The 23547-nt window shown below is 71.6% G+C and carries 16 protein-coding genes; 7 read left to right on the top strand and 9 right to left on the bottom strand.

The annotated features are described in order from the left end of the window. Positions 1-22 precede the first annotated feature (22 nt). Positions 23-1459: a DEAD/DEAH box helicase gene (locus ABZ939_RS26375; RefSeq protein ID WP_361859953.1), complete on the top strand. Its 1437-nt coding sequence runs from the start codon at positions 23-25 to the stop codon at positions 1457-1459. 95 nt (positions 1460-1554) lie between these two features. Here the strand turns inward: ABZ939_RS26375 and ABZ939_RS26370 are convergent, their stop codons facing one another. Beyond that, entirely contained in the window at positions 1555-2196 is a 642-nt protein-coding gene (locus ABZ939_RS26370; RefSeq protein WP_361859950.1) for a hypothetical protein, read from the bottom strand. Beyond that, positions 2193-3833 carry a serine/threonine-protein kinase gene (locus tag ABZ939_RS26365; protein ID WP_361859947.1) on the bottom strand — a complete coding sequence of 547 codons (1641 nt, stop codon included), beginning with the start codon at positions 3831-3833 and terminating at the stop codon, positions 2193-2195. The genes ABZ939_RS26370 and ABZ939_RS26365 overlap by 4 nt, the downstream gene beginning before the upstream one ends. Positions 3834-4129: 296 nt before the next feature. Here ABZ939_RS26365 and ABZ939_RS26360 point away from each other — a divergent pair, with 296 nt between their 5' ends. Continuing rightward, complete coding sequence (locus ABZ939_RS26360) at positions 4130-6193, top strand: phosphocholine-specific phospholipase C (protein ID WP_361859944.1); 2064 nt, start codon at positions 4130-4132, stop codon at positions 6191-6193. A gap of 42 nt (positions 6194-6235) precedes the next feature. Here the strand turns inward: ABZ939_RS26360 and ABZ939_RS26355 are convergent, their stop codons facing one another. Continuing rightward, complete coding sequence (locus ABZ939_RS26355) at positions 6236-7030, bottom strand: DeoR/GlpR family DNA-binding transcription regulator (RefSeq protein WP_361859941.1); 795 nt, start codon at positions 7028-7030, stop codon at positions 6236-6238. Between the two features lie 151 nt (positions 7031-7181). Between ABZ939_RS26355 and ABZ939_RS26350 the strand changes: the two genes are divergently transcribed. After that, positions 7182-8147 carry a sugar isomerase gene (locus ABZ939_RS26350; RefSeq protein WP_361859938.1) on the top strand — a complete coding sequence of 322 codons (966 nt, stop codon included), beginning with the start codon at positions 7182-7184 and terminating at the stop codon, positions 8145-8147. Further along, positions 8147-9001 carry a class II fructose-bisphosphate aldolase gene (locus ABZ939_RS26345; protein WP_361859936.1) on the top strand — a complete coding sequence of 285 codons (855 nt, stop codon included), beginning with the start codon at positions 8147-8149 and terminating at the stop codon, positions 8999-9001. The genes ABZ939_RS26350 and ABZ939_RS26345 overlap by 1 nt, the downstream gene beginning before the upstream one ends. Here the strand turns inward: ABZ939_RS26345 and ABZ939_RS26340 are convergent. The 5 genes from ABZ939_RS26340 to ABZ939_RS26320 form a co-directional block, all read right to left on the bottom strand. Beyond that, positions 8988-10742 carry a VanW family protein gene (locus ABZ939_RS26340; RefSeq protein WP_361859934.1) on the bottom strand — a complete coding sequence of 585 codons (1755 nt, stop codon included), beginning with the start codon at positions 10740-10742 and terminating at the stop codon, positions 8988-8990. The genes ABZ939_RS26345 and ABZ939_RS26340 overlap by 14 nt on opposite strands. A gap of 194 nt (positions 10743-10936) precedes the next feature. Next, positions 10937-12379, bottom strand: coding sequence for a GH1 family beta-glucosidase (locus tag ABZ939_RS26335; protein WP_361859932.1), 1443 nt, complete (start codon positions 12377-12379; stop codon positions 10937-10939). Between the two features lie 64 nt (positions 12380-12443). Further along, entirely contained in the window at positions 12444-13301 is an 858-nt protein-coding gene (locus ABZ939_RS26330) for a carbohydrate ABC transporter permease (protein WP_361859931.1), read from the bottom strand. Between the two features lie 4 nt (positions 13302-13305). After that, positions 13306-14304 carry a sugar ABC transporter permease gene (locus ABZ939_RS26325; protein ID WP_361859928.1) on the bottom strand — a complete coding sequence of 333 codons (999 nt, stop codon included), beginning with the start codon at positions 14302-14304 and terminating at the stop codon, positions 13306-13308. Positions 14305-14403: 99 nt separating this feature from the next. Continuing rightward, a complete protein-coding gene (locus tag ABZ939_RS26320) occupies positions 14404-15750 on the bottom strand; it encodes an ABC transporter substrate-binding protein (protein WP_361859926.1) in 1347 nt (448 codons plus the stop codon). A gap of 204 nt (positions 15751-15954) precedes the next feature. On the opposite strand from ABZ939_RS26320, the gene ABZ939_RS26315 reads away from it, so the two are divergent. The 3 genes from ABZ939_RS26315 (at position 15955) to ABZ939_RS26305 (ending at position 22431) form a co-directional block, all read left to right on the top strand. Beyond that, entirely contained in the window at positions 15955-16983 is a 1029-nt protein-coding gene (locus ABZ939_RS26315; RefSeq protein ID WP_361859923.1) for a LacI family DNA-binding transcriptional regulator, read from the top strand. Positions 16984-17113: 130 nt separating this feature from the next. Further along, a complete protein-coding gene (locus tag ABZ939_RS26310; protein ID WP_361859921.1) occupies positions 17114-21676 on the top strand; it encodes an aminotransferase class I/II-fold pyridoxal phosphate-dependent enzyme in 4563 nt (1520 codons plus the stop codon). After that, positions 21673-22431, top strand: coding sequence for a class I SAM-dependent methyltransferase (locus tag ABZ939_RS26305; protein WP_361859919.1), 759 nt, complete (start codon positions 21673-21675; stop codon positions 22429-22431). Before ABZ939_RS26310 ends, ABZ939_RS26305 begins: the two co-directional genes overlap by 4 nt. A gap of 12 nt (positions 22432-22443) precedes the next feature. Here the strand turns inward: ABZ939_RS26305 and ABZ939_RS26300 are convergent, their stop codons facing one another. After that, entirely contained in the window at positions 22444-23541 is a 1098-nt protein-coding gene (locus ABZ939_RS26300) for a glycosyltransferase family 4 protein (protein WP_361859917.1), read from the bottom strand. Positions 23542-23547 lie beyond the last annotated feature (6 nt).

The raw sequence follows: 23547 nt of genomic DNA, 5'->3' as shown, positions 1-23547 counted from the left end.
CCCAGGTTCCACAAAGGTTTCCATGAGCAGTTCAGCCCGCCCGGACCAGACCCGTCGCCCCGCCACGTCCAAGGACGAATTCGCGCAGCCGGTCAGCCACACCCCGGCCCTTTCCGCCGTCGCGTCCTTCGACGAGCTCGGCCTGCCCGCAGAGGTACGGGAGCTGCTCACCGCGCACGGCGTCGACACGCCCTTCCCGATCCAGGCGGCCACGCTGCCGAACGCCCTCGCCGGACGTGACGTCCTGGGGCGCGGGCGCACCGGCTCCGGCAAGACGCTGGCCTTCGGGCTGCCGCTCCTCGTACGCACCGCCGGCCGGCGGGCCGAGGCCCGGAAGCCGCGGGCGCTCGTCCTCGTGCCCACGCGCGAGCTGGCCCAGCAGGTCACCGACGCGCTCGCGCCGTACGCCCGGGTGCTGAAGCTGCGGCTGGCCACCGTGGTCGGCGGCATGTCGATCGGGCGGCAGGCCGCCGCGCTGCGCGACGGGGCCGAGGTCGTCGTCGCGACCCCCGGCCGCCTCATGGATCTCGTCGAGCGCAAGGACGCCCGCCTGGACCGGGTGGACATCACCGTCCTCGACGAGGCCGACCAGATGGCCGACATGGGCTTCATGGACCAGGTCACCGGACTGCTCGACCTCGTACGCGACGGCGGCCAGCGCATGCTGTTCTCCGCCACCCTCGACCGGAACGTCGACCTCCTGGTCCAGCGCTACCTCCACGACCCCGTGGTCCACTCGGTCGACCCCTCGGCCGCCGCCGTCACCACCATGGAGCACCACGTCCTGCAGGTGCACGGCGCCGACAAGTTCGCCACCGCCACGGAGATCGCCGCCCGCGACGGTCGCGTGATCATGTTCCTGGCCACCAAGGCCGCCGTCGACCGCTTCACCGCGCACCTGCTCGGCAGCGGCGTACGGGCCGCGGCCCTGCACGGCGACAAGTCCCAGCCGATGCGCACCCGCACCCTGGACCGGTTCCGCACCGGCGACGTGACGGTCCTCGTCGCCACGAACGTCGCCGCGCGCGGCATCCACGTCGACGACCTCGACCTCGTCGTCAACGTCGATCCGCCGGCCGACCACAAGGACTATCTGCACCGCGGCGGCCGCACCGCGCGCGCCGGCGAGTCCGGCAGCGTGGTCACGCTGGTCCTGCCCGACCAGCGGCGCGACGTGGTCCGTCTCATGGCGGACGCGGGGCTCCGCCCCCAGGTCACCCAGGTCCGCTCCGGCGAGGCCGAACTCAGCCGCATCACCGGTGCCAAGGCCCCGTCCGGTGTTCCCGTCGACGGCAGCGCGCCGAGCAGCGAACGCCCCAAGCGCGGAGGCGCGCAGTTCCGGGGGATCGGGACGGTCCCCGGCAAGCCCGGCCGGGCCAAGAACGAGTCCCGGCGGTCGGCCGAGGAGCGCAAGATGGCCGAGGCCCGCAAGGCCGCCCGCATCCGCCGCGGACGCTGACGCCGCAGGCGGACCAGGCCCTAGTCGCTGACGCCCCCTCCTCAGCCGTACGGGTCCTCAGCCGCTGACGCCCCCCGCCTCAGTCGCCCCCGGTCTCAGTCGCACCGGTACGTGAAGCGGGTCTCCGCGGTGTGCCCCGGGGTGGGCGAGACGATCACCAGCTTGGCCGTGGCCCGGTGCTCACCCCGGCCTCGGAACGTCCACAGCAGATGCAGGCGCGCCTGTGTCTGGTGGCGGGCGAGCCGCTCCCGCAGCAGCCCGGACGTGGTGCCGTCGCTGCGTTCCCAGCGGTACGTCACGGTGCCGGGCCGCCCGTCGGTGTCCAGAACCGCCACCACGTCCGCCGTACCGTCGCACGCGAGCGGCTGCTCCGGGGCGGCGACCGTCACCCGGCGTACGGACACCTCCGGTCCGAACCGCTGCCAGGCGAGGAAGACCAGCACGGCGAGCAGCACCACGCCGGCCAGGGCGTACCGGCCCAGCGCCCCACGGCGGCGGCGGGCCGGCGGCACGTCACCCGGGTCCCGGCCGGGCAGGGTGCCGTGCCAGATCTGTGCCGTCGTGGGGCCGTCGGCCGCCCGTCGTAGCGCGGCCGCCGTCACCCCGGGACCGAAGCGCAGGACCTCGCCCTCCACGCGGTCGGGCGGTACGTCCTCGGCCGGCCGCTCGAACCAGTGGCTGCCGAGGACCGTGGCGCTGTACTCGTCCGGGTCGTACGGACGTCGGGGATCGCTCATGAGATCGTGCACCGCCGCGTCAGGATCTGTTGCGTGGAGCCGCCGTTCGCGGCCGAGGGGTCCGTCGTCGCCCGCACACCCCAGTAGCAGCCGTTGCCCCGGAAGGTGTGGGTGAGGGTGATCGTGTACTGCGTCGCTCCGCTCCGCCGGACGCTCCCGGAGCCGTCGGAAACGCCAAGCTCCCCCTTGGTGTCACCCGTGTACCAGCCGATGAGGAGGGTCACCGGGCCGGTCCCGTCGGTGAGGACCTCGAACGACGCCTCGGCGGTGGTCGGGCCGGTCTGACGCAGCGAGGTAACCGACACCGACTTCACCCCGACCGGCCGTGGCGCCGGTGGTGTGGTGCCGGTGTCCGTGGTCGGGGCGGACGTCGTCGGGGTCCAGGTCGGAGTCGTCGTCGGCGTCCCCGTGCCGGTCGCGGTCGGGGTGGCCGTCACGGTCGGCGGGGCGGTGGTGGTCGGTACGTCCGAGGGCGATGTCGGGGGAGTGGCCGACGGGCTCGCGGAGGAACTGGCCGTCGGGGAAGGGCTGTCCGGTGTAGGAGTGGTGCCGGGCGCGGTGTCCGGCCGCGCGCTCGTCGTGGCGAAGGCCTCGGTCGTCGTACGGCCCGGCCCGTCGTCCCCGGCGCGCGCGGCGACCGCGGCCAGCACGGCGAGGATCAGCGCGGCGACGCCGGCCGGCAGCACCCTCGGCCACAGCCGGACCCCACGCCCCGCGCGCGGCGGCAGGGTGGTCGTGGCGAGCGCGGTCGTGCCCGTGGCCGGGCCGCCGGACGAGGGGAAGAGCAGCGGAAGCAGGGCCGCGAGCGCCGCGAGCCGCCGCTGGCCACGCTCCTCCCAGTCGGGCCCGTAGGCGGCCGTGGCGACCGTCTCCAGCTCGGTCACGAACGCCTCCGCGTTCTCCGGTCGTTGCCCGGGAGCCTTCGCGAGACCACGCCGGATCAGCGGACGCAGCGGCTCCGGCGCGTCCGCGTCGGGAACGGGTGCGTCGAGGTGCTGGAGCGCCAGTTCGGCGATGTTCTGTCCGGTGAACGGCTTGTGCCCGGTCAGGCACTCGTAGAAGGTCGCGGTCGCCGCGTACACGTCGGCGGCGGGGGACGCGGGCTCGCCGTTCCACTGTTCGGGAGCCATGTACGCCGGAGTGCCGGCGACGCCGGGTGTGCTGCCGCGGTCCGTCGCGATGCCGAAGTCGACGAGCTTGGACGATCCGTCGGCCGCGACCAGCACGTTCTCGGGTTTGTAGTCGCGGTGCACGACCCCCGCCCGGTGCGCGGCGGCCAGGCCCAGGAGCGAGCCCTTGAGCACCACGAGCGCCGCCTCCGGACCGGTGGCACCCTCCCGGGCCAGCAGCGCGCGCAGGGCGAGCCCGTCGACCAGTTCCATGACGATCGCCGCGCCGCGCGGGGCCTCGACGTACTCGTACAGACCCACGACGTACGGCGAGTCGAGGCCGCCCAGAAGGCGCGCCTCCGACCGGAAGCCCCGCACGAAGGCGGCGTCCGTCCGCAGGCGTTCGCCGAGGTACTTCACCGCCACCGGCACGCCGGTCGCGTCATGGACGGCGAGGACCACTCGCCCGCTGCCGCCCGAACCCAATTCCCGGTACTCCGTGTACCCGGGGACCACCCATGCGTCCATTTCGCCCCCCGTCCTCCTTCACGAGGACAGATTCCGGCCACGGCCGGTTCCCGGCAAGGGCGCGTGGGCGGCGCATGGACTTCTCGTACGAGCCCATGGACTCTTCTGCGACCGCCCCCGGCGGCGGGTCACCGGACCCTACGGTGTTCCCGGCCGTGGGGGCGCCCGCTCCCCTTCGCGTTCATGTCCTGTACCGCGCCCCCACAGGTCGACGACACGTCCCCGCCCCCTCACCCACTGATCTTGGGCTCGCTCGGACCACCGTCCCCCGGAATCCATCAGAGGTGCTCAGACCCATGACGGAACTCAATCGGCGCCGCTTTCTCCAGATAGCCGGCGCCACCGCCGGCTTCGCCGCCCTCGGCAGCAGCATCGCCCGGGCCGCCGCCATTCCCGCCGCCCGCGCGTCCGGGACTCTCGCCGACGTCGAGCACATCGTCGTGCTGATGCAGGAGAACCGCTCCTTCGACCACTATTTCGGCGCGCTGAACGGCGTCCGCGGCTTCGGCGACCCGCGCCCGATCACCCTGCCCAGCGGCAAGTCGGTCTGGCACCAGCAGGACGGCGCCAAGACCGTGCTGCCGTACCACCCCACGGCCGACGACCTCGGCATGCAGTTCATCGCCGGGCTCAACCACGACTGGGCAGGCGGCCACCGGGCCTTCAACAACGGCAAGTACGACCAGTGGATCCCCGCCAAGTCCGCGGGCACGATGGCGTATCTGAACCGGAACGACATCCCGTTCCACTACGCGCTCGCCGACGCGTTCACCGTCTGCGACGCCTACCACTGCTCCTTCATCGGCGCCACCGACCCCAACCGCTACTACATGTGGACCGGCCACACCGGCAACGACCGCACCGGCGGCGGCCCCGTCCTCGGCAACGAGGAGGCGGGGTACTCCTGGACGACCTACCCCGAGCGGCTGGAGCAGGCCGGGATCTCGTGGAAGATCTACCAGGACATCGGCGACGGCCTGAACGCGGCCGGCCACTGGGGCTGGATCAACGACGCCTACCGCGGCAACTACGGCGACAACTCCCTGCTCTACTTCAACCAGTACCGCAACGCGCAGCCGGGCAACCCGCTCTACGACAAGGCCCGCACCGGCACCGACGTCAAGAACGGCGGCGGCTTCTTCGACATCCTTCGGGCCGACGTCGCCGCGAACCGGCTCCCGCAGATCTCCTGGATCGCCGCCCCGGAGGCCTTCACGGAGCACCCCAACTTCCCCTCGAACTACGGTGCCTGGTACATCGCCCAGGTCCTCGACGCGCTCACCTCCAACCCGGAGGTGTGGAGCAGGACGGCGCTGTTCATCACGTATGACGAGAACGACGGCTACTTCGACCACGTCGTCCCGCCCTACCCGCCGTCCTCGGCCGCACAGGGGCTCTCCACCGTCGACACCTCCCTCGACCGGTTCAGCGGCAACGCCAGTTACGCCGCCGGCGTCTACGGCCTGGGCCAGCGTGTGCCGATGCTCGTCGTCTCCCCCTGGAGCAAGGGCGGTTACGTCTGCTCCGAGGTCTTCGACCACACCTCGATCATCCGGTTCATGGAGCGCCGCTTCGGCGTGCGGGAGCCGCAGATCTCGCCCTGGCGGCGGGCCGTCTGCGGCGACCTGACCTCCGCCTTCGACTTCGGGCTCGAGGACCCCGCGCCGGCCGCGCTGCCCGACACCTCGGCCTACAAGCCGCTGGACAACCAGCGGCACCCCAGCTACGTCCCCAAGCCGCCCACCAAGCCGGTCCTGCCCGTCCAGGAGGCAGGGCAGCGGCCGACCAGGCCGCTGCCGTACGAGCTGTACGTCGACGGCTCGGCCACCCCGTCCACCGGCCGCTACACCCTCACCTTCGGCGCGGGCGCCAAGGCCGGAGCCCACTTCTACGTCACCGCGCCGAACCGCACCGACGGGCCGTGGACGTACACGACGGGGGCCGGGGCGAGCCTGCCGGACACCTGGAACACGGCGTACTCCGCGGGGACGTACGACCTCACGGCCACCGGCCCGCAGGGCTTCCTGCGCCGCTTCCGGGGATCCGGCACGACGGCGGGCCCCGAGGTGACGGCCCGTCACGACGGCGTCGGCGGCAACCTGGTGCTGACGATGAGGAACCCGGGCGCCGCGGCCGTCACCCTCACCGTCTCCAGCGCCCCGGCCTACGGCGGCCAGTCGCGGACCTTCACGGTGGCCACGGGCGCGACCGTGACGCACACCGTGGACCTGAGCGGCAGCGGGCGCTGGTACGACCTGTCGGTCGTCTCCAGCGGAGACAGCACCTTCCTGCGCCGTTTCGCCGGCCATGTGGAGACCGGTGCCCCGAGCGTCAGCGACCCCGGCATCATCACCGCCTAGAACACGGGAGAGGCGGTGCGGGGGCTCGGGCGGGGCGGCAGGTCAGACGGTGACGACCTGCACGCCCGCGTCCGTCAGCTCCCGCACCGCCTCGGTCGGGATCGCCGCGTCCGTCACCAGGACGTCTACGTGATCGATCCCGCAGATCCGGGCGAAGGCCCGCCTGCCCAGCTTCGAGGAGTCGGCGACCACGACGACCCGGCTCGCCCGCTCGGCGAAGAGCCGGCTGATCCCCGCCTCGTCCTCGTGATGGGCCATGAGCCCCAGCCGCGGGTCGATGCCGTCGACACCGAGGACGACGACGTCGAGCACGACCTCGTCGAGCACCCCGGCGGCCAGTGGGCCGACCAGTTCGTACGTCTGCGAGCGGGCCACGCCCCCGGAGACGACGATCTTGATCTGCGGCCGGACGGCGAGCTCGCCCGCGATGTTGAGCGCGTTGGTGACCACGGTCAGTGCCGGGGTGCCGACCGTCTCCCGTGCCCCACCGCCGGCGAAGCGCAGCGCGAGGGCGCGAGCCACCTCGGTCGTGGTCGTCCCGCCGTTGAGACCCACGACCTCGCCCTCATGGACGAGCTCCGCCACGGCCGCGGCGATGCGCTGCTTCTCCGAGGCGTGCCGGGAGGACTTGTAGCGCAGCGGAAGCTCGTACGAGACCCCTTGCGGCACCGCCCCACCGCGCGTACGGACGAGGAGTCGCTGTTCCGCGAGTTCGTCCAGGTCCCGGCGGATCGTGGCCGGGGAGACGTCGAGCGTCGCCGCGGCGTCCTCGACCTCCAGCCGTCCGGTGGCGGCGAGCAGTTCGAGGAGCGTGTTCCACCGCTCGTGCTTCGACATGATCGCGATCTTAGCGCCGTCCGGGGGAAGGGAGCCCTGGACCGAACGCACCGACTGATGGATACTGCGCACAGGACAGATGCGTGATGTTGCTTGAAAGTATGGTTTTACGAGCAAGAGTAAGCATCACTCGCCAGTGAAGGAGCCGCACGTGCCCACCTCGGGACTCTCCCCCTCCCGCACCGCCGTCGAAATCGCCTCCCAGCCCGCCTCCTGGCGCAAGGCCGCCGAGACGCTGCCCCAGCACCGCGCGGCCCTCCCGGTGCGCGGTGAGCGGGTCGCGGTGGTCGGCTGCGGCACCTCCTGGTTCATCGCCCAGGCCTACGCCCAGCTCCGCGAGAGCGGCGGCCACGGCGAGACCGACGCCTTCGCGGCCTCCGAGTTCCCGCTCGGTCGCCGCTACGACCGGATCCTGGCGATCACCCGCTCGGGCACCACGACCGAGGTCCTCGACCTGCTCACCCGCGTCAAGGGGTCCGTCGCCACCGGCGCCCTCACCGCGGACCCGGAGACCCCCGTGATGGAGGCCGCCGACGACGCGGCCGTCCTCGACTTCGCCGACGAGGAGTCGGTGGTGCAGACCCGCTTCGCCACCACCGCCCTCGCCCTGCTCCGCGCCCACCTGGAGGCCGAGGACGCCCTTCCGGCCGGGGTCCGTACGGTGGAGCGGGCGGCCAAGGACGCCGAGCGGGCCGTCGCCGAACCCCTCGCCGCCGAGATCACCGGCGCCGAGCAGTACACCTTCCTCGGCACCGGCTGGACCTACGGCCTCGCCCTCGAAGCCGGACTGAAGATGCGCGAGGCCGCAGGCGCCTGGACCGAGGCGTACCCCGCCATGGAGTACCGGCACGGCCCCATCAGCATCACCGCGCCCGGCCGGGTCGCGTGGTCCTTCGGCCCCGTCCCCACCGGCCTCGCCGACGACGTCGCCCGCGTCGGCGGCACCCTCGTCGCGGAGTCGGGCGGCGCCGACGACCACCTCGACCCGATGGCCGACCTCGTCCGCGCGCAGCGACTCGCGGTCCTGCTCGCCGAGACCCAGGGCCAGGACCCGGACCGACCGCGCAACCTCACCCGGTCCGTCGTCCTCACCACCGGTGGAGCGGAGCGGAACTGATGCCACTGACCACCACCGACGAGATCGTCCTCGGCGCGCGCGAGCGGAACGCCGGCGCGGGGGCGTTCAACGTGATCCAGATCGAGCACGCTCAGGCCATCGTGGCCGGCGCCGAGGCCGCGGGTCTGCCCGTGATCCTCCAGATCAGCGAGAACACGGCGCGCTACCACGGCTCGCTGGAACCCATCGGACTCGCCACCCTGGCCATCGCCCGCCGGGCCGCCGTCCCGGTCTCCGTCCACCTCGACCACGCCGAGTCGCCCGAGCTCGTACGCGAGGCGGTCGCCCTCGGCTTCCGCTCCGTCATGTTCGACGCGTCCACCCTCCCGTACGAGGAGAACGTGGCCGCCACCCGCGAGATGACGGACTACTGCCACCGCAACGACGTCTGGGTGGAGGCCGAACTCGGCGAGGTGGGCGGCAAGGACGGCGCCCACGCCCCCGGCGTGCGCACCGACCCGGACGAGGCGCGGCAGTTCGTCGCCGCCACCGCCGTCGACGCCCTCGCCGTGGCCGTCGGCAGCTCCCACGCGATGCTCACCCGGGACGCCGTCCTCGACTTCGCACTCGTCTCCCGGCTGCGCGAGGCCGTGGGCGTCCCCCTCGTGCTGCACGGCTCGTCCGGCGTCGGGGACGTGGACCTCAGCTGGGCCGTCAACGCCGGTATGACGAAGGTGAACGTCGCCACGCACCTGAACAAGGCGTTCACCCGGGCCGTCCGGACCCACCTGGGGGAGAACGGCTCGACCGTCGACCCGCGCCGCTATCTCGGCCCGGCGCGCACCGCCGTCGCGGAGGCGGTCACCCATCTCCTCCGGGTGCTGGCCGCCGACGCGCCCCTCATTCGCACGTGACGCGGTCGCGCGGCGTGTAGTGGGTACGGAAGGTCTCCCGTCCCACCTCCGCCCCGTCGTCGCGGAAGACCCGGTCCACGGTGATGTCGAAGCCCTCCAGCGGGGGCTGCGGTTCACACTTGGGACCGGTGCCCTTCCGCTCGGCGGGCTCCGTGAGGTTGGTGCGGGGGCCTTCCACGGCCTCCACGGCGTCGTACTTCTTCGTGCCCAGGAAGCTGATGGTCACCGAGGAGTCCGTGGAGCTCGCCCGGATGTAGATCCACGCGTCGGAGTTGTTGCGGAACTTCAGGTCCAGCGTGCCCCAGGCCACGGTCGCCTCCCGGCCCGGCGGGTACCGCTCGATGTAGAAGGAGTGCGCCCCGTACTCGACCGGCTTGACCCCGGCGAAGAAGATCGCGTTGAAGACCGTGGTGGCGACGGCGGAGACACCGCCGCCGGGTGCCGAGTGGTACTGCCCGTCCAGGATCATCGTGCCGTCGACGAAGCCGTTGGCCTTGGTGCGCTCACCGACGGTCCGGTTGAAGCTCCAGACCTCCCCCGGCCTCACCAGTGAGCCGTTGATCAGCTCGACGGCCCGGCCGATGTTGATCGTCCGGTACGGCGCCGTGGGGAAGTTGACCGTGAAGGTCGACATCTGTTCCCTGATCCCCATCTCCGCCACCGACTCACGGGTGAGGACTGGCTGGATCAGCTGGGTGGCCACCGGCCCGGTCCGTGCGGCCTCGCCCTTCTTCGGAAGCAGCGGGAGGACCGCGTCGCGCAGGGCGGCGGCGGACACCTCGTGGCCCGCGCGGCCGTCCGACAGCACGACCACCCGGCCGTCCTCCTCCACGCCCAGCTTGGCCTCGACCGGCCCGGTGGCGATCGCGCCGAGCGGTCGCGCCACCGCCGGGTCGCGGATCAGCGCCTGGGCGTTCAGCGTGGGGACGAGCCGGCCCTTGTCGTCCGCCTTCACCGTCAGATGGGCACCGAGCGTCGTCGGAGTGATCTGGAAACTCTTGCCGTCGACGGTGAGAGTGACGGGTCCCGACATCGCCGGGGTCCCGAACTCGTTGAGGAAACGCACGGTTTCGGTCTCGCCGACCTTGGGCCGGAACACGGCGGTCGGAAGCGTCACCGGGTTCCCCGCCACGCGCTCGGGGTAGTTGGCGCGCAGGGTCTCGACGGCGCCGTCGACGTCCAGCCGCTGTCCGTCGCGGGCCTGGACCGTGACCGCCTGGCCGTTCCTGAAGGACACGGACCCCTCGACGGTCGCGCGGTCGTACGTCCGGGCCGTCTCGCCCATCGCCTTACGTGCCTCGGTCTCGTCGAAGGAGACGACGGGTTCGATGTCCCGTTCGTCGGAGGAGAACAGTCGCCCGATCACGGTCGCCGGGTCGCGCGCGGGGTCGGCGGCCTTGTCGACGGTCTTCCCGACGTCGACGCTCAGGCCGGCCGCGGCGGGCTCGACGGTTCCGGTGCTCTCACCGATCCGCACCGGAATGGGAGCTGTCCAAGAGGCCGGGGCCGAGGACGTCAGCTTCGCGCGTGCCTCGTCGCGGCTCATGCCGCCGATGTCCACGCCGTCGACCCGGGTGCCCTCGGATATCTCGTCGCCGGTGGCGACGAGACCCGCGACGTACAGTCCGCCCGCGGCGACGAGGGCCACTCCGGCCGCCGTCACCGCGATGAGCAGGCGCCGACGGCCGCGGGACGAGGCGACGGCTTCGTCGTCGGCGCCGCCGTGCGTGGAGTCGCGCACACAACCCTCCCGGTGCGGTCGGGGTACCCGAGATCCACGGGCGACGTTACGCCGAGTGGGTGCCCCACGCATGTCGTAAGCCTCTGACCAGCAGCGATGTGGAGGCATTCGCCGACGCGGAGGAGAAGCGGAGGAGGACGCGCGGGCGGTGGGGGCGCGACGGCCGAGCCGTACGCGCCCCGCCCCGCTCCGATTCAGCCCTCCGCCGGGTCCGAGAGCTCGTTCGACCGCGCCACCCGCGCATACCAGCGGGCGCTCGACTTGGGCGTACGGGCGAGCGACTCGTAGTCGACGTGGATCGCCCCGAACCGCTTCGCATAGCCGTAGGCCCACTCGAAGTTGTCCATGAGCGACCAGAGGAAGTAGCCGCGGACGTCCGCCCCGTCGGCGATCGCCCGGTGCACGGCGTCCAGGTGCGCGTGGACGTAGGCGGCGCGCTCCGGGTCGTGGACGGTGCCGTCCGGGCCGACCTCGTCCTCGTACGCGGCGCCGTTCTCGCTGATCACCAGCGGCAGGCCGGGGTACTGGGACGAGACCCGGGTCAGCAGGTCGTACAGCGCGCTCGGGTCGACGGCCCAGTCCATCGCCGTGCGCTCGCCCGGCGCCCGGTGGAAGGCGACCGAGTCAGCACCGGGCCACGGTGAGTGCTCGCTGTTGCCGTGGCCGTCGTCCTGTGGCTTCTCCTCGCCCTCGGCGACGTGCGAGACGACCGTCGGCGTGTAGTAGTTGATCGCGAGCAGGTCCAGGGGCTGATTGATGGTGGCCGGGTCGCCGGCCCGGACGAAGGACCAGTCGGTGAGGTGCGCCGTATCGGCGAGCAGGTCCTGCGGGTAGGCACCCTCCAGCATCGGGCCGAGCCAGACGCGATTGCCGACGGCGTCGATCCGGCGGGCCGCGTCCCCGTCCTCGGCGGAGGGGGTCAGGGGCCGCACCTCGTGCAGATTGAGGGAGACGGCGATCTGACGGTCCGCCGGCAGCGCGGCCCGCAGGGCCTGTACGGCGAGTCCGTGACCGAGGTTGAGGTGGTGGGCGGCGCGCAGGGCGGCCACCGGGTCGGTGCGGCCCGGGGCGTGGACCCCGGAGCCGTAGCCGAGAAAGGCGCTGCACCAGGGCTCGTTGAGCGTGGTCCAGCGGGTGACCCGGTCGCCGACGGCCGCGGCGACGATCCCCGCGTACTCGGCGAACCGCTCGGCGGTCGCCCGCTCCGGCCAGCCGCCAGCGTCCTCCAGGTCCTGGGGCAGGTCCCAGTGGTAGAGCGTGAGGGCCGGTTCGATGCCAGCGGCGAGCAGCTCGTCGACCAGGCGACGGTAGAAGTCCAGCCCCTTCTGGACGGCCGGGCCCCGCCCGGTCGGCTGGACCCGGGACCAGGACACGGAGAACCGATAGGCGTTCAGGCCGAGTTCGGACATCAGCCGGACGTCCTCGCGGTACCGGTGGTAGTGATCGACCGCCACGTCGCCGGTGTGGCCCTCGAACACCTTCCCCGGGGTGTGCGAGAAGGTGTCCCAGATCGACGGGGTACGGCCGTCCTCGGCCGCCGCGCCCTCGATCTGGTACGCGGCGGTGGCCGCGCCCCAGAGGAAGCCGGGCGGGAACGAGCGGGTGGCGGTGAGCGGTCGGGGATCTGTCGCGGTCATGCGGAAGTGCTCCCGGGTGAGAGAGATGTACGGGGAGGGAAGTACGGGAGTTCGGGGCGCCCGGTCAGCTCTTGACCGCACCCGAGGTGATGCCGCCGACGATGTGCTTGCCGAGCACGGCGAAGACCAGCAGCAGCGGCAGCGTGGAGATCAGCGCGCCGGTCAGCACGATCGCCTGGTCGACGGTGTGATTGCCCGCGCCGAGACCGGCCAGGGCCACCTGGAGGGTCGGACTGCCGTCCGGGGTCAGTGCGATGAAGGGCCAGAAGAAGTCGTTCCAGGCCTGCACGAAGACCAGCATGCCGAGCACCGCCATCGCGGGCCTGGCCACCGGGAACACCACGTGCCAGATGATCCGCAGACTGTGCGCGCCGTCCATCCGGGCCGCCTCCACCAGCTCCACCGGCAGCGCCTCGATCAGGTACTGCCGCATGAAGAACACTCCGAAGGCGGCGACCAGGGACGGCAGGACGACGGACTGGAGCTGGTCGACCCAGCCGAGGTCGGTGATGATCTGGTAGAGCGGGATGACGCTGAGCTGCGGCGGGATCGTCATCGTCGCCACCACGAGCGCCAGCATGGCGCCCCGCCCCTTGAAGGGCAGCTTGGCGAAGGCGAAGCCGGCCAGAGTGGAGAACAGCACGGTGGACAGCGCCACGAGCCCCGCGACGACGGTGGTGTTGACCAGCGCCTCGCCCATGTCGACCTGGTTCCAGGCGAAGGTGAGGTTGTCGAAGAGCCGGGGGCCGGGCAGCAGCGGCGCCGGGGCCGTCGCGACCCGCTCGCCCGAGTGCGAGGCGGCGACCAGGTTCCAGTACAGCGGGAAGAGCGAGACCAGCGCGGCCAGGCCCAGCAGGACGTAGGTCAGAGGGCCGGCGTGGTGCTGACGGCCCGCCGACGGGCGAAGACGTATACGTGACATGAGCTCAGGCCCCCAGCTTCCTACGGTTCGCCCGGGACACGAGCGTCTGGACGGCTCCGATCAGCAGCAGGAGCAGCAGCATCACCCAGGCGATGGCGGACGCCTGTCCCAGCGCGCCGGTCACCCAGCCCTTCTCGTACATCAGCAGGCTCAGCGTCTGGAACTGGTTGCCGCTGCCGCCGCTCACGCCGAGACTGCCACCGAAGATCATCGGCTCCCCGAACAGCTGGGTGGCTCCGATCGTGGAGACGACGATCGTGAACAGGATCGTCGGACGGATCGACGGGATCGTCACGCTGAGGAACTGCCGCCAGCGCGAGGCGCCGTCGAGCGCCGCCGCCTCGTACAGATCCTGCGGCACGGCCTGCATCGCCGCGAGGTAGATCAACGCGTTGTAGCCGGTCCAGCGCCAGGTGACGATCGTCGAGATCGCCACCTGGGAGGGCCACTTGGAGGACTCCCAGTCCACCGGGTCGAAGCCGACCCAGCCCAGGGCGGTGTTGATGAGTCCGTAGTCGGTGTTGAAGAGCTGGGCGAAGACGAGCGTCGCCGCCGCGATCGAGGTCGCGTACGGAGCGAGGACCGCGACCCGGAAGAAGCCGCGTCCGCGCAGCCTGTAGTTGAGCAGGTGGGCCAGGCCCAGGGCCATCAGGAGCTGCGGGACCGTGGAGATGACACCGATGGTGAAGGTGTTGGAGAGCGCCTTCCAGAAGAACGCGCTGTCGGCGAGGTCGGTGTAGTTCTCGAGCCCCTTCCACTGCGCGTCGCCCCCGAGTTCGACCCGGTGCAGCGAGAGCCAGCCCGTGTAGATCAGCGGGAAGAGCCCGAAGGCGGCGAAGGTGAGGAAGAACGGGGCGACGAAGGCGTACGGGCTGAGCCGCAGGTCCCATCGGTAGAGCCGGCTGCGCCAACCACCGGGAGACGGAGGCGATGTGTGAGGTGCGGGGGAGGGCGGGGCGGGCGGCGGGGAGCCGTCGGCCGCCGCCCGGAGGGAGGTGGCCACGGGGGCGTCCCTTCGGAATCGGTGCGGATGTGCTGCGCGCGGGGGTGCGGTGGGACGGCCGCCCGGCGGGGGAGCGCCGGGCGGCTCGTGGCGCCCCCGCTACTGCTCGATCTTGTCCTCGATCAGCTTCTTGACGTTGTCCCACGCCTTCGCGGGATCGGTGCCGCGCTGCTCGATGTCGAGGATGCCGTTGTCGGTGAGGAAGGTCTTCACCTGGCCGTCCCAGCGGCTGATCGGGGCCGGCGTGATGCCCGCCGCGGCCTCCGAGTAGATCTTGCCGACCGGAGTGTCGCCGAAGTACGGCAACTTGGCGTCCCGCACGACCGCCGAGGTGAGGGTGTGCTTGGTCGAGGGGATGTTGCCGTTCACGCCGAAGACCTTGGCGTGCTGCGCGGGCGCGGTGAGCCAGGCGGCCAGCTCCGCGGCCTCCTTGGCGTGCTTGCCCGACTTCGGGACGGCGAGGAACGCCCCGCCCCAGTTACCGGCCACCGGCGGCACGGCGATGTCCCACTTGCCCTGGTTCTCCGGGCCCGCGGAGTCCTTGATGATGCCGGTCATCCAGCTGGGGCAGGCGACGGTGGCGAACTTGGAGTTCTTGAAGGCGGCGTTCCAGGTCTGCTTCTCGTCGAACTGGCGAAGCTTGGCGGTGAGCCCGCCCTGCGCCGCCGCCACGGCGGTCTCCCAGGCCTTCTTCACGCCGGGGCTGTTCTCGTAGTCCAGCTCGCCCTTGGTGTTGGCGTACTGCACCGCCTCGCTGGAGATGACGGCGTTGAACAGCCCGCTCGCGGAGTCGTGGAAGGCGGTCCCGGCCGGCGCGTTCTTCTTGTAGGTCTCGCCGGTCTTGATGAACTGAGCCCAGTCGCCCGCCCACAGCTTGGCCACCGCCTCGCGGTCCGTCGGCAGCTTGGCCTTGGCGAAGAGGTCCTTGTTGTAGCAGATGGCCATCGGGCCGATGTCGGTCCCGAGGGCGATGACCTTGCCCTCGGGGGTGCTGGCCTGCTTGATCTTCCAGTCGAGGAAGGCGTCGACGTTCGCGCCGCCGTTCTTGCCGAGGTCGACCCACTTGTCCGCCATGGCGGGGCCGGTGGCCTCGGAGATGTAGCCGACCTCCAGGGCCTGGATGTCCGCGAGTCCGCTGTTGCGGGACAGGCGTAGCTTGAGGGTGTCCCAGTACTTCTGCCCGTCGGCGACGTTCGACTCCTCGATCTTGATGTTGGGGTGCGACTTCTCGTACTCGGCGTAGAGCTTGGCACCGGTCTCGTTGTCGTAACCGAAGGAGCCGAAGGTTCCGATGCGCAGCGTGATCTTTCCGTCGCCGGCCTCGTCGGAACCGCCGTCGCTGCCGCAGCCGGTGATCAGGGCGGCGCAGACCACGGCCCCCGCGACCGCGGCGCGTGCGGTGCGGCGGTGCCTCTGTCTGCTGCGGCTCGTGCTGGAAGTGCGCATACGACTCTCCTCGTCCAGGGTGGTGCGATGCGTGGGCTCTGGGGCCCGCAACGTGGGAGCGCTCCCACTGCGTCTCGCCGGAAGGTTGCTGCCTGGCTCGTACGGGTGTCAAGAGGTGGACCGCGATCCGTTACGCGGATGGTGGGAGCGCTCCCACACTTGATAGGGTCCACAGGAACGCAGGGGACACGAGGGGAGACGGCAATGGTGGTGAGCGGGCGCCAGACCGGCAGGCCCACCCTGGAGGAGGTCGCCGCCAGGGCGGGCGTCGGCCGCGGCACGGTCTCGCGGGTGATCAACGGCTCCCCGCGGGTGAGCGAGCATGCCAAGGCGGCCGTGGCCCGGGCCGTCGCCGAACTCGGCTACGTTCCCAACCGTGCGGCGCGCGCGCTGGCCGGCAGCCGTACCGACGCCGTGGCGCTGGTGATCCCCGAGACCGAGGCCAGGCTCTTCGCCGAGCCGTACTTCCTCGACATCATCCGTGGTGTCAGCGCCGAGCTCGCGGACGCCGACAAGCAGTTGCTGCTCACACTCATCCGCAGTGACAAGGAGCGCCAGCGCTTCGAGCAGTATCTGGCGGCCCAGCGGGTGGACGGTGTGCTGCTGGTGTCGGTCCACGGCGACGACCCGCTGCCGGACCAGGTGCGGGCGCTCGGGCTGCCTGCCGTGCTCAACGGCCGCCGTACCGAGGCCGAGCCGGTGGCGTACGTCGACTCCGACAACGTCGGCGCCGGGCGCTCCGCCGTCGCCCATCTCGCCGGGCGGGGCCGCCGCCGCATCGCGACCATCACGGGCCCGCTCGACATGGACGCCGCCCGCTGCCGACTCGACGGCTACCACCGGGGACTCGCGGAGGCCGGGCTCGCCTCCGACGAAACCCTCGTGGCCACCGGCGACTTCACCGAGGACGGCGGGCGACGGGCCATGCGGGAGCTGCTTGAGCGCAGCCCCGGCCTCGACGCCGTGTTCGCCGCGTCCGACGTCATGGCGGCGGGCGCCCGCGCGGTCCTGCGCGCATCGGGGCGCCGGGTCCCGCAGGACGTGGCCCTGGTCGGCGTCGACGACTCGGCGGTGGCCCGTCACATGGACCCGCCCCTCACCAGCGTGCGCCAGCCGATCGAGGAGATGGGGCGCACGATGGCCCGGCTGCTGCTCCAGGAGATCGCCGGGGCGTCCGAGGAGCAGCCGCACCGCGTGCTGCCGACGGAGCTGGTCGTCCGCGACTCGTCCTGACGCCGCCGCGCCCGCGCGCGAACGATCCCGGGCCCGCCCCTTCGAGATGCATCTCCCGGGTGATGTGCGGAGAATTGATACACAGGGTTCGTTTCCGCCACCGGGCGCCAACCTGGCAAGGGGGCGGTCGATGATGCCGCTGCGACAGGAGAACAGCGCGCTCATCCGGACCGGGACGCTGAGGATCTGGACTCTCGTCTATCTGGTTGCCATAGCTGGTCTTACGGTCGCTTACCTCACGATCCCCTCCAGGCACACCCTCCTCTGGGCGCTGATCGGCCTCGGCGGGGTGGCCGCGATCCTCACCGGAGTTCACCTCCACAAGCCCGCCAAGCGATGGCCGTGGCTTGTGCTGGCGGGGGCCAACTTCACCTTCGTCGCCGGGGACACGGCGTACAACCTCCTGGAGAGCCTGTTCGGGCAGACGAACCCCTTCCCGTCCATCGCGGACGCCCTGTACCTGGCCACGTACCCGCTGTTCGCCCTCGGCCTCTTCGGGTTCATCCGCTACCGGGCCGCCGGGCGCGACCTCGCCGTGGCGCTCGACGCCCTCATCCTCACCTCCGGGCTCGCCCTGCTCTCCTGGGTGAACCTGATCACCCCGCTCGCCAAGTCGCCCGACATGACGTGGATCGAGAAGACGATCTCGATCGCCTATCCACTCGGCGACGTCCTGATGCTCGCGATGCTGGCCCGCCTCCTGGTCCCCGGCGGATTCAAGTCCCGGTCCGTCCAACTGCTCACCTTGGGGACCGTCGGCATTCTCGCCTCCGACGTCATCTACGGAACGCTCCAGTTGAGGGGCACCTGGCAGGTGGGCACCGGATGGGACCTCGGATGGGTCATCTTCTTCACCGCCTGGGGCCTCGCCGCACTGCACCCCTCCATGACGGGTCTGACCGAGCGGGCGCCCCAACCGCCGCCCGTCATCGCCGAACGGCGCCTCGCGATGCTCGCGGCGGCCTCGCTCGTCGCCCCCGTCCTGCTGCTCTACCAGGCCCTGCGCAACGACCGCGAACAGGACATCGCCGTCATCGCGGTCTTCTCCGCGATCATGTTCCTGCTCGTGCTCACGCGCCTGTGGGGCATGATGTCCGAACATCGCAACGCCGAGGCCCGTGAGCGCAGTCTGCGCGTGGCCGCCGCGTCGCTCGTGGCCTCGCTGAGTCCGCGCGAGGTCGCCAGTGCGGTGGAAGCGGCCGCCGCCACGCTCGTCGGACCGGGCACGCCGCACAGGACGATGCTGCTCGCCCGGGACCGCCGACGCTTCCTGTACCCCGTCCAGACCGGGCACCTGCCCTGGAGCTTCCGCGACACGGCCCTCTCGGGATTCCAGGCCACCTCATGGCCCGAACTCCTCGCCCAGGGCAGCCGGCTCGTCCCCACCGAGGACCTCGACCCCGTCGTGACGCGCGCTCTCGCACCCCTCACCCATGCGCTGCTGTGCCCCCTGGCCCTCCAGGCGCCCGCCGCGGGTGAACCCCTGCTCGGCGTCCTGGTGCTCGCCGGCCCCGAGAAGAAGCTCCGTGCGATCTCCGGACCCGCTCAGTCCCTGGCCTCCCAGGCCGCCCTGGCGCTGGAGCGCTTCGGGCTCAGCGAGGAGGTCAACCGCCGCACCAGCGAGGCCTACTTCCGTACCCTCGTGCACAACACCTCGGACGTCATCCTCATCATCGACGACGACGACACCGTGCGTTACGCCAGCCCCTCGGCGGACTCCATGTTCGGCCACTCGCTGATGCCCGGCACGCGGCTGACCGACCTCCTGGCCCCCGGAGACGCCGCCAGCGCCCTGCGCATCCTGGCAGGTGTCCGCTCGCGCAACGACGTCGACGCCCGGGACGACTGGAAGCTCCTGCGCGGCGACTCCACCGACCTGCATGTCGAGGTCCGGTGCAGCAACCTCCGCAACGAGCAGACCGTCCACGGCCTCGTCCTCACCCTGCGCGATGTGACGGAGCAGCGGAAACTCGAGCGGGAGCTCACCCACCGCGCCTTCCACGACTCGCTCACCGGACTCCCCAACCGTGTCCTGCTCCTCGAACGGATCGAGCGCGCCCTGCTGCGCGGCCGCCGGGAGTCCACTCTGACCTGCATGCTCTTCGTCGACCTGGACGACTTCAAGGTCGTCAACGACACCATGGGGCACTCCGTCGGCGACGAACTGCTCGTCGCCGTGGCCCGCCGGCTGACCTCCGTGCTGCGGCTCAGCGACACCGCCGCCCGGCTGGGCGGGGACGAGTTCGCCGTACTGATCGAGGGCGCGAAGGAACCCGCCGACGCGGAAGCCCTCGCGGCCCACATCGTGCACACCCTCAGCCAGCCCTTCCATCTCACCGACGGCGCCGTGTCCGTGTCGACCAGCGTGGGGATCGCCACCGTCCTCGACAGCGCCCACGCCGAGGAACTCCTCGGCCACGCCGACCTCGCCCTCTACGCGGCCAAGGCGGCGGGCAAGAAGCGCTGGCGGCGGTTCCGGCCCGAGCTGCACTCCCGCCTGGTCGCCCGGCACGAGCTCCAGGAAGGCATGGACACGGCCATCGCCGAGCACGCCTTCGCCCTGCGGTACCAGCCGATCGTCGAGGTCACCGACGGTGCCGTGGCCGGCTTCGAGGCGCTGATCCGCTGGCCGCACGCACGGCGCGGCATGGTCCCGCCCGACCAGTTCATCACCCTGGCCGAGGAGAGCGGGCACATCATGCCGCTCGGCGCCTGGGTGCTGGAGCACGCGGCGCTCGACGTGGCCCGCTGGCAGCAGGCCCGCCCCGGTCGGCAGCCGCCCCTGTACGCCAACGTCAACGTCTCCCCGCGCCAGTTCCGCGACCCCGGTCTCCTCGACGACGTGCGCCGCACACTCGATTCCTCCGGGCTCGAGCCGGGCTCCCTGGTGCTGGAGCTGACCGAGACCGTCCTGATGCGCAAGGACGAGCAGATCCGCACCACGATGCGCTCCCTGCGGGACCTCGGGGTGTCCCTCGCGATCGACGACTTCGGCACCGGGTTCTCCTCGCTCAGCTATCTGCGCGAGTTCCCCATCGACGTCCTCAAGGTCGACAAGTCGTTCATCGACGACATCACCACCGACCGCCAGCAGGTGGCCCTCGTCGAGGGCATCGTGCGCATCGCCGACGTGCTCGGGCTGCGCGTGGTCGCCGAGGGCATCGAGAACGAGGGCCAGCGCGAACTCCTCGCCGACATGGGCTGCCAGTACGGACAGGGCTATCTCTTCGCCCGGCCCATGACCGCGCATCAGGCCGAGTCCTTCCTGCGCCGCCGCGGCCAGGGCAAGGCGGGCGCCGCCGCGGCGGCGCCGGCGGAGCCCGAGACCCCGGGCGGTCGGCTGCCCGCCCACTCCGGGGCCCGTACCGCGGCCCGGCAGACCGCCGCCCGGCGGGCCGCCGGCAACCGGCGAGGAGAGCCCGCCCAGCGCGACCCGCGATGGCGCGACCTGGAACGCCTGAAGCGGACCAGTCCGATGTGCGACGCCGTCATCGACCAGATCGACGGACGCAAGCTCCGCGTCGAGGAAGAGTGGCTCGTCGACTTCGCCTCCTGCAACTACCTCGGCTTCGACCTCGACCCGGAGATCATGGCGGCGATCGGCCCGCACGTCAGAAGCTGGGGAACCCATCCCAGCTGGTCGCGCCTGATCGGCAGCCCTCGCCTCTACCCCCGGATCGAGGAACGGCTGACCGAACTCCTCGGCGCACCGGACACCTTGCTGCTGCCGACCATCACCCTGATCCACCAGTCGGTGATCCCGCTCCTCGCGGGCACCGGCCGGGTCTTCGTCGAGGCCCAGGCCCACCGCACCGTGTACGACGGATGTGTGGTGGCGCGCGGCCAGGGCGCGACGGTGAAGCGCTTCCACGCCGACAGCCCCTGGGAGCTGGACATGCAGCTACGGGCCATACCCGGCGATGTGAGCCGCCTGGTCTGCATGGACGGCGTCAACAGTATGACCGGCAACTACCCGGACCTCCGGGAGATCGCCAGGATCTGCCGCGAGAACGGCGCTCTTCTGTACGTGGACGACGCGCACGGGTTCGGCGTGATCGGCGAACGCGGCCCCGATGAGAGCTCCCCCTGGGGCTCCCGGGGCAACAGCATCGTCCGGCACCTCGGCGAGTCCTACGACAGCCTGGTGCTCGTGGGCGGATTCTCCAAGGCGTACTCCTCGTTGCTCGCCTTCCTCGCCGTGCCGCGGTGGCTCAAGGACCATCTCAAGGTCGCGGCGGCCCCCTACCTCTACTCCGGGCCCTCCCCGACGGCCTCGCTCGCCACGGCGCTCGCGGGCCTCGACGTCAACGCGGAGCGTGGCGACGCGATCCGCGCCGACCTGCACCGCAAGACGCAACAGGTCCTGCGACACGTACGGTCGCTGGACATCGCCACCCCCAACACCGACGGACTCCCGATCATCGAGATCCCGCTCGCCGAGGCGCAGGACCTCGAAGACGTCGCCGCGTTCCTGTGGGGTCAGGGCATCTATGTCACGCTGGCGAGCTATCCGCTCGTCCCGCGCGACCGGGTGGGCTTCCGTATCCAGGTCACCGCCGCCAACACCGACGAGGAGATCGAGCAGCTCAACGCAGCGCTGACCGAGCTGTCCCACCGCTTCGCGCTGCAACGGCCCGCGGAGCCGCACGCCGGAGGCGTCGGGGCCGGACACCCGTCGTCGGACTCCCGATGAACCGGGCGGGGCGCCCCGGCGGGGTGCGGCGCAACCGCGACGCGGACTGGAACGCGTGGCCGGTCGCGGACTACCTCGCCGAGAACTACCGGCACCTGCACCCGTGCGACATCGGCGTGATCTGCCACCACTCGGCCTTCTACCGGCAGTTCGCGCCCGGGAGCATCGGACGTTCCCTGGAGTTCGGCGCCGGGCCCAACCTCTACCCGCTCATGCTGGCCTCGGCGGCCAGCCGGCACATCGACGCGCTCGAACCCAGCACCGCCAACGTCGGCTATCTCCGGGACCAGCTCGCCCGGGGGCCGGACGACAGCTGGCAGGCCTTCTACACACTCTGCCGCGAGCTCGACCCGGGCCTCCCCGAAACGCCCGCGGAGGCGCTGGCCCGGGTGCGGATCGTCCCCGGCGACGCCGACGACATCCCCGAAGGCGCCTACGACCTCTCCTCGATGAACTTCGTCGCCGAGAGCGTCACCGAGGACTTCGCCGAGGTCACCGCGTTGTGCGCCGCCTTCGTCCGCTCGGTGCGTCCGGGCGGGTACCTCGTCGCCTCCTTCATGGAGCGGATGCCGAGCTACCGCATCGGTGCCGGACCCCCCTGGCCGGCCTGCCCGGTGGACGCGGACGCCGTCGGCTCCGTCTTCGCCCCACTGACCGCCGAGCTGAAGATCAACCGGCTGGCGAAGGACCGCACACTGCCCGAGTACGGCGACACGGGCGTCCTTCTCATGACGGCCCGACGCCCCGATTCCTGAGCCCGCCCGGCCTCAGGCGAGCAATTCCCGGTACAGCGACGCGTACTGGGCGGTGAACCGCTCGGGACCGAAGTGCTCTTCCACGGTCGCCCGGCCCCGTTCCGCGAGCATGTCCCAGACCCGAGGCTGTTCGAGCAGCCAAGCCAACTGCTGCCCGGTACGGCGCGCGTCTCCGGCGGGAGCCCGCAGCACCGCGTCGCCGAGTTCGGCGAACTGGGGGAGGTCGCTGAGGATCGCCGGCCGCCCGGTGGCCAGCGCCTGCAGGATGGTGAGCGGGATGTCCGCCTTGCTGCCGACCACCGGAGGCGGGTAGAGCAGGACGTGCGTGGAGGCCAGCAGCGCGTGCATGTCGTCGACATAGCCGCGGACCTCCACGTCAGGCAGACCCTCGGCCCCGGCAAGCTCCCTCAGCTCCTCGTCCAGGGCGACCCCGTTCTGCCCCGGCCGCCTGCGCATGGCCAGCACGAGCCGGAACATGGCCCCCGCCTGCGCCGCCTCCGCCGCGGCCTCGATGGCGGTGACCGCACCGCTCTGGCGGTCGTGATGGCCGGCGAAGAGGACCATCGGCAGGCCCCCGGGGCGGGGCAGGCACGGCCAGAGGTCCAGGGGGATCATGGGAGGGATCACCCTGATGTCGCCGAAATCCGCGGCGCGCAGCCGTCGGGCCATCGACTCCGTCAGCGCGACCGTCGTGCCCAGCGGCCGGGTCCTGGCCAGCAGCCGCGAGTCCATCACCCCGGGCACCGTGTGGACGACCGGCCGGGCCCCGAGCATCAGGGGGCGCAGCCAGGAGAAGGCGGGAAACGTCCGTCCGATCGTCAGAAAGGCGTGCACCAGGTCGGTACGGCGTGCCGCCACCGCCCCGGCGAGCGCGGACTGCACGCGTTCCGGCACATGTGGGACGCCGTCCCGGGAGAGAATCGGGATGGCGCGCCCACGCGGCGGTCGTGGGCGCCCGCGCCGGTGGGGCCACTGGGAGAACCAGAGGAAGTCCACGTCGGGCAGCGCCCCGAGGACCTCCGTGGCCAGCCGCACGTCCGATCCGTCCGCCCCGTCCAGCGGACTGCTGGTCAGGAGCAGGACGCGCGGGCGGCGGGCGCTAGCGTCCATGGCCCG

Source organism: Streptomyces sp. NPDC046712 (assembly GCF_040645695.1).
Taxonomy (GTDB): Bacteria; Actinomycetota; Actinomycetes; order Streptomycetales; family Streptomycetaceae; genus Streptomyces.
The sequence above is the reverse complement of the archived record's forward strand: the minus strand, read 5'-3'. Positions and strand labels throughout refer to the sequence as shown.

Excerpts from the sequence above, each read along its gene's own strand:
- ABZ939_RS26370 (WP_361859950.1), bottom strand. The coding sequence starts at position 2,196 with ATGAGCGATCCCCGACGTCCGTACGACCCGGACGAGTACAGCGCCACG.
- ABZ939_RS26330 (WP_361859931.1), bottom strand. The coding sequence starts at position 13,301 with ATGTCACGTATACGTCTTCGCCCGTCGGCGGGCCGTCAGCACCACGCC.
- ABZ939_RS26365 (WP_361859947.1), bottom strand. The coding sequence starts at position 3,833 with ATGGACGCATGGGTGGTCCCCGGGTACACGGAGTACCGGGAATTGGGT.
- ABZ939_RS26310 (WP_361859921.1), top strand. The coding sequence starts at position 17,114 with ATGATGCCGCTGCGACAGGAGAACAGCGCGCTCATCCGGACCGGGACG.
- ABZ939_RS26355 (WP_361859941.1), bottom strand. The coding sequence starts at position 7,030 with ATGTCGAAGCACGAGCGGTGGAACACGCTCCTCGAACTGCTCGCCGCC.
- ABZ939_RS26320 (WP_361859926.1), bottom strand. The coding sequence starts at position 15,750 with ATGCGCACTTCCAGCACGAGCCGCAGCAGACAGAGGCACCGCCGCACC.
- ABZ939_RS26315 (WP_361859923.1), top strand. The coding sequence starts at position 15,955 with ATGGTGGTGAGCGGGCGCCAGACCGGCAGGCCCACCCTGGAGGAGGTC.
- ABZ939_RS26305 (WP_361859919.1), top strand. The coding sequence starts at position 21,673 with ATGAACCGGGCGGGGCGCCCCGGCGGGGTGCGGCGCAACCGCGACGCG.
- ABZ939_RS26300 (WP_361859917.1), bottom strand. The coding sequence starts at position 23,541 with ATGGACGCTAGCGCCCGCCGCCCGCGCGTCCTGCTCCTGACCAGCAGT.
- ABZ939_RS26335 (WP_361859932.1), bottom strand. The coding sequence starts at position 12,379 with ATGACCGCGACAGATCCCCGACCGCTCACCGCCACCCGCTCGTTCCCG.
- ABZ939_RS26360 (WP_361859944.1), top strand. The coding sequence starts at position 4,130 with ATGACGGAACTCAATCGGCGCCGCTTTCTCCAGATAGCCGGCGCCACC.
- ABZ939_RS26375 (WP_361859953.1), top strand. The coding sequence starts at position 23 with ATGAGCAGTTCAGCCCGCCCGGACCAGACCCGTCGCCCCGCCACGTCC.
- ABZ939_RS26345 (WP_361859936.1), top strand. The coding sequence starts at position 8,147 with ATGCCACTGACCACCACCGACGAGATCGTCCTCGGCGCGCGCGAGCGG.